9 protein-coding genes are annotated in these 12,524 nt (G+C 61.1%); 7 read left to right on the forward strand and 2 right to left on the reverse strand.

What is annotated here, in order from left to right; genetic code table 11:
* The first annotated feature begins 54 nt into the window (after window positions 1–54).
* The 4 genes from PSH87_RS28210 to PSH87_RS28225 all read left to right on the forward strand — a co-directional run bounded on the left by PSH87_RS28210 (window position 55) and on the right by PSH87_RS28225 (window position 6,388).
* Entirely contained in the window at window positions 55–693 is a 639-nt protein-coding gene (locus tag PSH87_RS28210) for an FMN-binding negative transcriptional regulator (protein ID WP_305431903.1), read from the forward strand.
* The gene (locus tag PSH87_RS28215) at window positions 690–1,136 is read left to right on the forward strand and encodes a GNAT family N-acetyltransferase (protein WP_305431904.1); all 447 of its coding nucleotides are present in this window, start codon (window positions 690–692) and stop codon (window positions 1,134–1,136) included. Before PSH87_RS28210 ends, PSH87_RS28215 begins: the two co-directional genes overlap by 4 nt.
* Before the next feature lie 10 nt (window positions 1,137–1,146).
* Window positions 1,147–1,827: a GNAT family N-acetyltransferase gene (locus tag PSH87_RS28220; RefSeq protein WP_305431905.1), complete on the forward strand. Its 681-nt coding sequence runs from the start codon at window positions 1,147–1,149 to the stop codon at window positions 1,825–1,827.
* Between the two features lie 79 nt (window positions 1,828–1,906).
* Entirely contained in the window at window positions 1,907–6,388 is a 4,482-nt protein-coding gene (locus PSH87_RS28225; RefSeq protein ID WP_305431906.1) for a dermonecrotic toxin domain-containing protein, read from the forward strand.
* A 21-nt stretch (window positions 6,389–6,409) separates the two neighbouring features.
* Here the strand turns inward: PSH87_RS28225 and PSH87_RS28230 are convergent, their stop codons facing one another.
* Complete coding sequence (locus PSH87_RS28230) at window positions 6,410–7,309, reverse strand: homocysteine S-methyltransferase family protein (protein WP_305431907.1); 900 nt, start codon at window positions 7,307–7,309, stop codon at window positions 6,410–6,412.
* A 112-nt stretch (window positions 7,310–7,421) separates the two neighbouring features.
* On the opposite strand from PSH87_RS28230, the gene PSH87_RS28235 reads away from it, so the two are divergent.
* The 3 genes from PSH87_RS28235 to PSH87_RS28245 all read left to right on the forward strand — a co-directional run bounded on the left by PSH87_RS28235 (window position 7,422) and on the right by PSH87_RS28245 (window position 10,579).
* Entirely contained in the window at window positions 7,422–8,243 is an 822-nt protein-coding gene (locus tag PSH87_RS28235) for an ABC transporter substrate-binding protein (protein ID WP_305431909.1), read from the forward strand.
* Window positions 8,240–9,064 carry an amino acid ABC transporter permease gene (locus PSH87_RS28240; protein ID WP_305431911.1) on the forward strand — a complete coding sequence of 275 codons (825 nt, stop codon included), beginning with the start codon at window positions 8,240–8,242 and terminating at the stop codon, window positions 9,062–9,064. The genes PSH87_RS28235 and PSH87_RS28240 overlap by 4 nt, the downstream gene beginning before the upstream one ends.
* Window positions 9,065–9,295: 231 nt before the next feature.
* The gene (locus PSH87_RS28245; RefSeq protein ID WP_017739019.1) at window positions 9,296–10,579 is read left to right on the forward strand and encodes an autotransporter domain-containing protein; all 1,284 of its coding nucleotides are present in this window, start codon (window positions 9,296–9,298) and stop codon (window positions 10,577–10,579) included.
* A gap of 128 nt (window positions 10,580–10,707) precedes the next feature.
* Here PSH87_RS28245 and oadA read toward each other — a convergent pair whose 3' ends face one another.
* Window positions 10,708–12,516 carry a sodium-extruding oxaloacetate decarboxylase subunit alpha gene (gene oadA / locus PSH87_RS28250; RefSeq protein ID WP_017739020.1) on the reverse strand — a complete coding sequence of 603 codons (1,809 nt, stop codon included), beginning with the start codon at window positions 12,514–12,516 and terminating at the stop codon, window positions 10,708–10,710.
* Between the last annotated feature and the right edge of the window lie 8 nt (window positions 12,517–12,524).

Consider the following 12,524-nt stretch of genomic DNA (forward strand, 5'->3'; position numbering starts at 1 on the left):
TTCCACGATCCATTAGCCTGCCTAGGATGCTGGCATTCGCCAAGGAATATTTCCATGTACACACCCCGCGCCTTTGCCCTCGACGACTTGCCCGAACTGCATCAGCTGATCCAGCACACCCGCCTGGCGCAGTTGGTGACCTTTGGCGAACAGGGCCTGCTGGCCAGTCACTTGCCGCTGCTGCTCCAGCCCGAAGAAGGCCCGAACGGCACGCTTTACGGGCACCTGGCCAAGGCCAATCCGCAGTGGCGCGACCTGCAAAATGGCAGCGAAGCGCTGGTGATCTTTGCCGGCGCCGAGGCCTACATCAGCCCGGCGTTCTACCCGGCCAAGGCCGAGCACGGCAAAGTCGTGCCCACCTGGAACTACATCGCCGTGCATGCCTACGGCAAAGCCGAAGTGTTCGACGATGCCGAGCGTTTGCTGGCGGTCGTCACTGCGCTGACGGATCGCCATGAAGGCACGCGCGCCCAACCGTGGAAGGTCAGCGATGCCCCGGCCGACTACATCGACGGCATGCTCAAGGCCATCGTCGGCTTTGCCCTGCCGATGGAGCGCCTGATCGGCACGCGCAAGCTCAGCCAGAACCGTAGCCCGGCCGACATGGCCGGCGTGCGTGAGGGCCTGGCCGCCAGCCCGGATGCACGCGACCACACCCTCGCCCGCTCTATTCCCCAAGGAGTTGCAGAATGAGTCAGATCGATATCCGCCAGGTCAGCGCCGCCGACCACGCTGCGTGGCTGCCTTTGTGGCAGGCGTACTTGAAGTTCTACAACACCGAACTGCCGGACGCGGTCAGCCAAAGCACCTGGCAGCGCCTGGTCGACGCCAGCGAGCCCACCTACTCGGCACTGGCCTGGCAGGACGGCAAGGCGGTGGGCATGGTCAATTTCATCTATCACCGCTCCAATTGGAGCATCGAGAATTCCTGCTACTTGCAGGATCTGCTGGTGGACCCGAGCCAACGCGGCACCGGCGTGGGCCGCAAGCTGATCGAATTCGTCTACGCCACCGCCAAGGCCGACGGCTGCGCCAAGGTGCACTGGCTGACCCACGAGACCAACGCCACCGCGATCCAACTCTACGAACGCATCGCCGAACGTCCCGGCTTTATCCAATTTCGCAAAGGTCTTTAAGGAGCGCAGCATGTCCACTTCCCTCGCCGACTGGAAAGGCGTCCCGGCCCCCACGGTGCAACTGCTTGAAGGGCGCTTCATCCGCCTGGAAAAGCTCGACCCGGCGCGCCATGGCGACGCTCTGTTCGAAGCCTTGCAAGGCCCTGGCGCCGACCCCAAGCTGTGGGACTACCTGCCCTACGGCCCTTTCCCCGAGCGCAGCGCATTCAATGACTGGCTGAACAAGCACGCGGCCCACAGCGACCCGTACTTTTTCAGCGTGATCGACCGCGCGACCGGCCAAGTGCAAGGCATCCTCAGCCTGATGTCCATCGTGCCCGAGCAAGGCCGTATCGAAATCGGCCACGTGACCTTTGGCGCCCCCATGCAGCGCTCGCCCAAAAGCACCGAGGCGGTGTACCTGCTGGCCAAGTACGCCTTCGACCAGGGCAACCGCCGCCTGGAGTGGAAGTGCAACAACGCCAATGGCCGCTCCAAATACGCCGCAGAGCGGCTGGGGTTCAGCTTCGAGGGGGTGTTCCGCCAGCATACGGTGGTGAAGGGCAGGAACCGGGACACCGCGTGGTATTCGATCATCGACGCGGAATGGCCGGCGATCGGGGCAGGCTTCGAACGGTGGCTGTCGGACGAGAACTTCAAGGACGATGCCCAGGTGAAGACGCTGTTGGAATGCCGCACCGCGCCTATCTAACTACCACCGGCCTACACCCCCTATCCCTTAGGTTCTCCCTGCAATGGCGTCTCGCGCCGTCCTGATCATGGAGAACCGCATGAATGCAATAACGTCCATACAGCCTGCCCTGCCAAGCCCGAAACCCCTCAGGGAAAAAGCACTGCTCACCCGCCTGACCGAGGACGGGCCAACCAGCAATGAAGTGGCCAGCACTCTACTGCGCGCCGAACTGGACACCCTCTACCCCGACCTGAATATTGACCTCGGCAGAACGGTGGTTGGCACCCCGATCTGGGAGTTCATCGACAACGAGCTGACCTGTGTCGACACCCAATACACGCCCCTGACCTACGTCCTGGCGCGGCTGGCCCTGGAAAGCACCACGGTCAACTATCTACAGGGCGAGCACTTCCTCACTCAACAGCCTATGGCGCAACCCCCCATTCAATTGCCGGTCAACATCGAGCAGATCGCCACATTGCTCAATGATTTGGCGCCGGTGTTTTTCGTCGCCTTCAAGGAGCAGCAACTGGCGTTCTGGAACGCCACGGGGACCCGCCTGCCGCGCTGGCATGAACTGGCCGACGGCCTGGCCGCCGCGCTGAACATCCAGGAGGTCAAGGGCTGGAATGCCGATCACTGTGACATTGCACGCGGGATCTCGATGTACCCCGACAAACAGCAACGCCTTCTCCAGCGGCCCGACCTGGCGCATATCCAGGTGTGCCTGCTCGACATTGACACCCCGAACGACAAAAGCTTCAAACACCTCATGCTCGCCGGCACCGCCGTCATACAAGGCACGTTCAGGAACGCCGATATCCTGATGATGTACACCCTCGAATACGGTTACGAAACCTTCGCCTCCCTGCAGGATTTAGCGGCATCGGCACAGGCCAGGCTCAGTCCGTCGATGGGCGAGTTGCCGCTGTCGCTGCGCCTGGTCGAACCTGAGGGGGATTTTTTTGATCACATGGCCTGGGCCCTGATCGCCACCCAGCTCAACGCCATCGAAATCGAGGGCTTCAGCAACCTTTTGGAGCAGTTCTCCCCAGCCGCAGCGCCGCCGGACACCGACCCGGATACACAGCGCCTGAACATGCTCGATGGTGCGATTCCCGAATGGTTGCGCGATGCCTCACCCCAGGCGTTGAACGACTACAGCCAGCACATGCTCGACCTGAGCTCGCTGTACGGCGATGTGCCCGCGGACTTGTTCCAGATCCAACCCATCAAGGCCTTCGCTCAAGAGAAGATGCGCAACGCCATCATTGCCGACAAACACAACGTCGGTGCCGACAAGCTGCCACTCGACGAGATACAAATCACCCTTACGGAACCTCTCAACGTCGGGCCTTTTACGCTGCCCAACCCAGTGGGAAGCTACACGCAGACCCTGGGTGAATATGCACTCAGCAACACCCCGCCCTACCAGGCAACCGTGCGCTTCAAGGACGGGAAAACAGTGCCCGGCTGGCTCACGGACAAGTACCTGACGCAGATTTCAGAACAGGTCGATATCGGCCGGGTATATCCGCAACTGATCAGAGAAAAGCTGATTGACGACCCACACGAAGCCCTCCGACAAAAGAATTTTTACATCCAGCAACTGCGCTCGCTGCTGCCACTGCTGGCGCTGGAATGCAAACTCACCCACCAAGGCAATGTCGACGAGCAGGGCTATCGCTACATCAATGAACTGGTCAACCCGACGCCCGGCACGGCGGACCCTATCGTTATCCGCCCATTGTCGATACGGCCCAGCCTGCGCATCAGCCACACATTCGACGATGTCCTCAACGTCTACATCATCGGCCCCCGGGACTGGCAAAAAGGACCGTGCCTGCTGTATCGCCCATTACTCGAAAACCCGTTGCTACAGTTCCCGTCCCTGCAAAACCTGAAGTATGAGCTGCACCAGCCGGGGGAGGTCCGGGACTCCATATTGGCGTGGCTACCCAACCGGCAGTTGAGTTTCAACTACTCCCAGTACATCTTCCCGGCAGGTCTGACCTCGGCCTGGCTGATCAGAGAGCTCGTGACGACGCCGTCGAAACTGCTGGAATGGGGAGGCAGCCCGGTGTTTTCCAAAACCGAGCTGAAGGGCGATATTTTTGCCGCGTTGTTTGATGCCAACGCAAAGGCCATGACGGAATTGGCGGATCGTGAATCGCTCTCCAACGCAGAGCGGCGCTGGGCATTGCTGGAAGACAGCGCCTGGGCGATCTTCAATGCCGCTTCAAGCTTCATGAACGGCAACGTCGCTACGGCGGTATGGGTCTGGCAAATTTTCGGTCAGCTCCAGCACGTGCTGGATGCCCCTGAACAGGGCAACAGTTTGATCAAGTGGCAACGCCTGGGCGACGTGCTCATGGCCTTGGCCATCGTCATTACCCATAAGGCCGGGCCCCTGCGCAGGGGCAAAGCCAAATCCCCAAGACCGAGCCACCCCAGCCCCCCCTTGCCCACAACCCCACAAATACGGACCACGGCCTCAGGCGGTGTACTGGCACACAGTCAATTCTCGACGCTGGCTGTCGAGGGCGTCGTACCGCGCCGGACGCCGGCCCAGTGGGACACCTACCTGGACGCGTACAAGGTCAAGGCACCGGACCTCAGCAACAAGCCCGCCCCCGAGCAGCGTCCTGCGCTTTACGACGAGGCGGAAAAAACCTATGCCCAAGTGGATCAGCGGTGGTTCCAGGTGGCTGAAGATGACGATGCCAACATTCACGTTCTCGACCCTGAAAACCCTTCGCTCACAGGACCTTGCCTGGCCAAGACGCCAGCAGGCACCTGGCGTATCAACACGGATCTGCGCCTGCTGCGCAGCAACGAAAGCTTGAAAAGCAAGTTGAAGGCCTCGCGGCTGCTCAGAGCTCAGAAACTCAAGCCCCTGGAGCAACAATGCGAAACGCTGGAGCAACATGAAAAGGTGCTGAAAAAAGAGATGCACACCCTGCTCAAGTCCCCCACCACCGCGACCCTGTTGGACCAAAGCCTGTCCAAGTCCCAGGAGCTGATCAGCAATCGTCAAACGTCACTGGCGCTGCTGGAGAAGTGGAGAGACGAAGGCGGCACCATCGGCTATGAGGACAAGCTGCTCAAGCTATACAAGAGTTTGAACACCTACCTGATGACCTGGATCGCGTTCAAGCACGTCGCCTACAACGCCGCTGTCGAGCGCGTCCTGAAAAGCCGCGAGTCCGATGAGGTGAACGCTCGGCAACAACTCCCGACAGACATCAACGCAGCCACCACCATGGGCAGGGAAATAGACGCCAAGCTCAACGAGCTGGGTGTCGCAAGACATAAGCTGTCCCGCATGGGAGCCGCCGGGGCCTTGACCGCCCGCCAGATCGAAGTATCCGCGCAGTTTCACTCCCGCTGGGAATTGAAAGCCAATGAAATCGCGAGCGCCGCCGAACTGTGCGTACGTGAGCAAGCCGCGCAAGACATGGCTGAAGCCCGAAGTACCGTCTACGCAGTGGTGGAGCGTGCCACTGCGGCCAGCAGAAACATAACGCAAATATTGAAGGATGCCCCCCACGAGGCACAGTTGGAAACACTGGCCGCGAAGGTCGAAGAACTCCAGAGCATCAGCAATCGGATAGACGAGCTGCCTGGCGAGTTTCCAGAACGGGTCAACCCCAATGCCCTTGGAAACCTGAAAAGCGTCGTCAACGAATTCCTCCTGTTGGTCCAGAGCAATATTGGCAGCCGACTTCAACAGGAAGCCGAGGCCGGTCTTTCCGGGCGCAAACCTGCCAAGCCGTCTACGTCCAAGCCGTATCCAACAGCCAGGATCATCAAAAAACGTCCGCGCGATCAGCCCAAGGAAACGGAAAACATCCCCCAGCAGGAACCGTTGACACTCATCCAGCCGTTGAAGAAACAGCCGCCGAAACAAACAAGCGACTACAGCGACATCACCAACCAAGGGCTCCAACTGACCAATGGGCTCGACGCTTTTATCCGTGACACGAAAAAAAGCGCGCTGAAACCCTTTCGAATACCCGCCGACATGCAGGACCTGTTCGATCTGCATGCCCTCACGCTGGAACAGACCCTCGACGCCTTCGAACCGCTACATGCCGCCGCCAGGCAGGCTGGCAAAGCCCTTCCGGTAGCCAACATGGCTGTCGAACTCAAAGAAGGCGCAGCCCGGTTGCGCCAGGAAGGTATCAACATCAGAGCAACCATGCTCAAGCTGCGAAAGCCCCGGCAGGGTTACTTTCAGTGGCTGATCGAGAACGACCAGGTCCGGGTGACGCGCAATGAAACAGGCAGAATCAAGACCCAGCAGCTCAACGACTACTTCCAGGAATATTTCATTTGCGACTCAGCCAACCTCCATCAGCCGTTATGGCTGGCGCACTTTCACTACTCCACCCTCAAGGCGCCGGCCAGTCAGTTCACGGCGGCCCATCTCAAGATCGACGACAAATACCTGGCGCGACTCCCCAGCGAAACACAACAAACACTCAATAACCGTTCAGCGCTGGACAATGTCCTGCGCAGACTGAACGACCCCGTCACCTTGGCCGTGTTCCTGAAGCTTGAGGAGCCTCGCCGCTGACTCATTCGGTTCAGTGCTGGTTCAACCCGCCAACTGCCGGGCCAGTACCGCAATGTGCTCCGGCCCGATCCCGCAGCACCCGCCCAGATGGCTGGCACCACGCGCTTGCCAGTCGGCGGCCCAGTGCAGGTAGCCGGGCGGGTCAAGGTCGTCGCGCAACGGGTCCAGGCCATCGTTGGCCGTGGCTTCCTTGGGTTGCGGCGGGAAGGCGTTGGCGTAGGCGCCTACGTCAATCTGCACGCCCAGGCGTTCGAACGTCTGACGCGCGGCATCGATCGCATCACCGATCACTTCGGGCTGGCTGCAATTGAACAGCAACACCTGCACCCCCAACTGCGCCGCTGCTTCGGCCGCGTCCGCCACCGGCTCGCCGGAGCGCAGGCGCGGCACGTCGTCGGTGTCTTCGTCCTTGAGGGTAAACGACAGCCAGAACGGTTTGCCGTCCTTTGGCAGCCCGGCCTGGATGGCGCGCGCTTCGGCGATGGAGCTCTGGGTTTCGGCCAGCCACAGGTCGACAAACGGCGCCAGGCCTTGCACCAGTGGCGTCAGCAGCTCGGCGACGCGCTGCGGCTCGAACAGGTCGGGGCGGTACGAGCCAAACAGTGGCGGCAGCGAGCCAGCCACCCGCACGGCCTTGCCCGACGCGTCCACGGCACGCCGCGCCAATTCACCCGCCAGCGCCGCCAAGGCCTGGCCTTCGGCGGCGAAACGCGCCTCGCCGATATGGAATGGCACCACCGCATAGCTGTTGCTGGTGATGACGTTCGCGCCACTTTCGATATAAGCCGCGTGCACCGCTTCCACTGCCTGCGGCGCTTCGCTCAACGCCAGCGCCGACCATTCCGGCTGCCGGAACGGCGCGCCACGGCGTTGCAGTTCACGGCCCATGCCGCCATCGAGAATTACTGTTGCGTTGGCCATATGCTTTTTACTCATAAGCTTATGAAAATAACTCACTATGAGAGTCGTTCTTATAACTATTTAATACGTTCAATTCAGTACATAACAACTCTTTTTTCTAACGGTGCTCTTCATGAAACTTAAACCGCTGCTGGCCCTGGGCCTGACGATTCTGGCTGCTTCTACCCAAGCCTTCGGCGGCACCACGCTGGACCGCATCGAGCAAAAGAAAGAGTTGGTAGGTGTGCTGATGGAAAGCTACCCGCCGTTTTCCTTCTTGAACGAGCAAAACCAACTGGACGGCTTCGACGTCGATGTGGCCAAGGCCGTGGCACAAAAGCTCGGCGTGAAGCTGCGCCTGGAAACCCCGTCCTGGGACGTGATCGCCGCCGGCCGCTGGAGCGGGCGCTACGACATCTGCATCTGCTCCATGACCCCGAGCAAGGCCCGCGCCGAAGTGTTCGATTTCCCGGTGGAGTACTACGCGTCGCCCGCGGTGATCGTGGTCAACGCCACGGACGACCGCATCCACAGCGCCAAGGACTTGAGCGGCAAGAAAGTCGGCCTCACCAGCGCCTCCAGCTATGAAAGCTACCTGAACAAAAACCTGGTGATCGAAGGCGCCGAAGACACCCAGTTGCAGTACCCGTTCGACAACGTGCAGATCGCCCCGTACGACACCGACAACGTGGCCTTCCAGGACCTCGGCCTCGGCGCCGGCAAGCGCCTGGATGCGATCCTCACCAACCTGGTTACCGCGCAACCGCGCCTGAGCGAAGACAAGCGCTTCAAGCTCGCTGGCGAGCCGCTGTATTCGGAGCCCAACTCGGTGGCCATCGAAAAAGGCGACCCGCAGTGGGACAGCAAGGTGCGTGAAGTCTTCGCCCAGCTGAAACAGGACGGCACCTTGAGCCAGCTGTCGCAAAAATGGATCGGCGCCGACATCAGCCAATGACAGCGTTTCCTACACCTCCAAAGATCAGCGAATCACGCGTGCAGCGGCTGTTTGGCTTTCGCACGCGGCTCTACCTGACCTGGGCCGCGCTGTTCTGCCTGTTCGCCAGCTTCTTCCTGAGCTTTGACCTGAAGTTCTCGATCATCCTCGACAAGCTGCCCAACCTGGTCGGCCTGCACCTGGCGCCCAACGGCTTCCTGCAAGGCGCGGCGCTGACGTTGTTCCTATGCCTGTGCTCCATGGTGATTTCGTCGGTGCTGGGTTTCGTCACCGCGCTGGGACGCTTGTCGAAAAGCGCCGTGGCCTTTGGCATCGCCAGCTTCTACGCGTCGTTCTTTCGCGGCACGCCGCTGCTGATCCAGATCCTGCTGATCTACCTCGGCCTGCCGCAGCTGGGTTTGGTGCCGGGCGCCATCGTCGCCGGGATCATCGCGTTGTCGCTGAACTACGGCGCTTACCTGAGCGAAATCTTCCGCGCCGGCATCCTTGGCGTCGCCCACGGCCAACGCGAAGCGGCCCTGGCCCTGGGCATGCGCGACAGTGCGATCTTCTGGCACGTGACCTTGCCCCAGGCCATGCGCACTATCATCCCGCCGGCGACCAACCAGTTCATCTCGATGCTCAAGGACTCGTCGCTGATCTCGGTGATGGGCGTGTGGGAAGTGATGTTTTTGGCGCAATCCTACGGCCGGTCGAGCTATCGCTATATCGAGATGCTGACCACCGCTGCGATCATCTACTGGGTGCTGTCGCTGGGGCTGGAACTGATCCAGGCGCGGATGGAACGGCATTATGGCAAGGGGTATGTGCGCCGCAGCTGATGCTCAGTTGTAGTGACGGCGCAGCTTGCCACGCCCATTTGCACACCGAGAAACTGCAATAAAATGCAGGTAGATGACGGCTGTGTGATTTTGTACGCAATAAAATGCTGACCCTATTTGAAACCCGCGCCAATAGAGACAACTCCCGCACACCAAGAGTGTTGGCCCTGACAGTTATCCCCCCGCCATCTCGCTAAATTCCCGACCTCATCCACAAGAGGTCGGGAATTCATGCCCATAACCCCCCGCAGAATCGTACTGTTCATCAGCCTCGCGGTAGCCGCCAGCCTTCCCCACGCGCAAGCACGCGGCGACATCGAGTCCATGCCCTATTGGCCTCACCCCTACGACGCGCTGGATGACGAATGGGCGTATGAGCCGAACATTGAAGCCGCGTCCATCGACGGCTTTATCATCCGCCAAGCCACCACACACAATGGCCGGCAGGTGGCGAAGGTGCTGGAGCCGGCGTTGGTTCGCCTGCTGGAATCTGGTCAGCTGACCTCTGAACAGCTCAAGGCGTTGGAAAAACGCTACGCCGAACTCGCGCAGCAACCGAACGCTTTCGGCGCAGCTCTCGAACAGTTGGCCGGTAGCCAGAATGCCAACCTCGCCGCTGCAACACAGAGCACCACCCAGCAACTCAGCAGCCGCGTGCTCTCGACCCTGCGCGAACTGCCCACCGACACCGATGGCCACTTCTGGGTCAAAAACCTCGGCAGTGAAGGCGGCCTCGACAGCCAGCGCGGCACCGCCGGCCTGAACACGGCCAACCAGGGCGTGCTCCTGGGCGCAGACTGGGCAGTCGATCATGCATGGCGAGTCGGGGTGCTGGGGGCCAAGTCCAGCAGTCGCTTCGACACCCGACGCTTCACCGCCGACCTGGACAGCTGGCACCTGGGCGCCTACGCCGTGCGCCAGGACGGCCCATTGGCGTTGCGCCTGGGGGCGATCTACAGCAGCCATGCCGGGCAGAATCGACGCGGCGTCGAGATCCTCAGTTACAAGGACACGCTCAAGGGCAGCTACAACGCCACAAGCCAGAATGTGTTCGGTGAAGTGGGCTACCAACTGGGCACTGGCAGCCTGAGCATCGAGCCGTTTGCCGGGCTTGGCTACCAGCGCTACAGCCGGGACAGTTTCAGGGAGCAAGGGGGGCCGACAGCACTGAATGTCGATGCACAGACCCAGCAAAACCTGAACAGCACCGTTGGCCTGCGCCTGGCCAGGCTGATTCGGTTCGATAACCAGATGAGCCTCACGCCACACCTGAGCGCAGGCTGGAAACACCTGTATGGCGACGTCGAAAGCCAGGTGCGCCAGTCCTTTCGCCAGGGCGGCATCGATGACTTCACCATCCAAGGCTCTTCCCTGGACCGCAACAGCCTGAGCCTGTTGGCGGGGCTGGACTTGAATCTGTCTTCGAACCACAGCCTCGGCCTGGCCTATATGGCTGAAAACGGCACCCACAGCAGCAACCAGGGCCTGATGGGGCAATGGCGGATGAGGTTCTGACACGTCTTACGACAGCGGGACGCGGAGCGTCCGGGGCGGCGTTCCCACGCGGAGCGTGGGAACGAGCAGGCAAAAAAAAGGAGGGCACCTGCCCCCCCGAGGATTAAGCGATAGTGTCGAAGGCTGGATCAGCCTTCGATTTCAATCAGGATTTCGCCCGGGTTGACCCGGTCGCCCTTGGCCACGTGAACGGCGGTCACCTTGCCGGCAATCGCTGCCTGCACTTCGGTTTCCATCTTCATCGCTTCGGTGATCAGCACGGCCTGGCCGGCCTTGACCACGTCGCCTTCCTTGACCAGCACGTCGACGATATTGCCCGGCATCGCGGTGCTGACATGGCCCGGCGCAGTGGCTTGCTTGCGCTTGCTGCTGCCGCCGCCGACAAACTCGTTGAGCGGTTCGAACACCACTTCTTCCGGCATGCCGTCGATGGACAGGTAGAAGTGGCGCTTGCCTTCGGCCTTCACGCCGACACCGGTGATGTCCACGCGGTAGCTTTCACCGTGCACGTCGATGACGAACTCGGTCGGCACGCCTTCGCCACCGGCACGCGCCACGCCGCCCGCCTCGGGAATCGGCAGCAGCACTTCCGGCGCCAGGGTGCCGGCGTCGCGTTCTTCGAGGAACTTGCGGCCAATGTCCGGGAACATGGCATAGGTCAGCACGTCTTCTTCGGACTTGGCCAACGCGCCGATCTCGCCGCGCAGCTTGGTCATTTCCGGCTTGAGCAGGTCAGCCGGGCGCACGTCGATCACTTCTTCGCTGCCGATAGCCTGGCGACGCAGTTGCTCATTCACCGTGCCCGGCGCCTTGCCGTAGCCGCCTTGCAGGTAGAGCTTCACTTCGTTGGTGATGGTCTTGTAGCGCTCGCCGGCCAGCACGTTGAAGAACGCCTGGGTGCCGACGATCTGCGACGTCGGCGTGACCAGCGGCGGGAAGCCAAGGTCTTCACGCACACGCGGGATCTCGGCCAGCACTTCGCTCATGCGGTTGAGGGCGCCCTGCTCTTTCAACTGGTTGGCCAGGTTGGAAATCATCCCGCCCGGCACCTGGTTGACTTGCACACGGGTGTCGACCGCGGTGAATTCGCTTTCGAACTGGTGATATTTCTTACGCACTGCGTAGAAGTACAGGCCGATCTCTTGCAGCAGCTCCAGGCTCAGGCCGGTGTCGAACTCGCTGCCTTTAAGGGCGGCGACCATCGACTCGGTGCCCGGGTGGCTGGTGCCCCAGGCGAAGCTGGAGATGGCGGTGTCGATGTGGCTCGCGCCGTTTTCGATGGCCTTGAGTTGGCACATCGCGGCCAGACCAGCAGTGTCATGCGAGTGGATGAAAATCGGCAGGGTCTGCTCGGCTTTCAGCGCCTTGACCAGTTCGCCGGTGGCGTACGGGGTCAGCAGGCCGGCCATGTCCTTGATCGCGATGGAGTCGCAACCCATGGCTTCCAACTGCTTGGCCTGGGCCACGAACGCCTCGACGGTGTGCACCGGGCTGGTGGTGTAGGCGATGGTGCCCTGGGCATGTTTGCCTGCCGCTTTTACTGCTTCGATGGCCACGCGCAGGTTACGCACGTCGTTCATCGCGTCGAAGATGCGGAACACGTCGATGCCATTCACGGCGGCCTTGGCGACGAAGGCTTTGACCACGTCGTCGCTGTAATGGCGGTAGCCCAGCAGGTTCTGGCCGCGTAGGAGCATTTGCAGGCGGGTGTTGGGCAACGCGGCGCGCAGTTTGCGCAGGCGCTCCCACGGGTCTTCTTTCAGGAAGCGCACGCAGGCGTCGAAGGTCGCGCCGCCCCAGACTTCCAGGGACCAGTAGCCGACTTTGTCGAGCTTGTCGCAGATCGGCAGCATGTCGTCAGTGCGCATGCGGGTTGCGAGCAACGATTGGTGGGCGTCGCGCAGGATGGTGTCGGTTACGAAGATTTTCTTGCTCATTATTCTTT

This window comes from Pseudomonas sp. FP453 (genome assembly GCF_030687495.1).
Taxonomy (GTDB): domain Bacteria; phylum Pseudomonadota; class Gammaproteobacteria; order Pseudomonadales; family Pseudomonadaceae; genus Aquipseudomonas.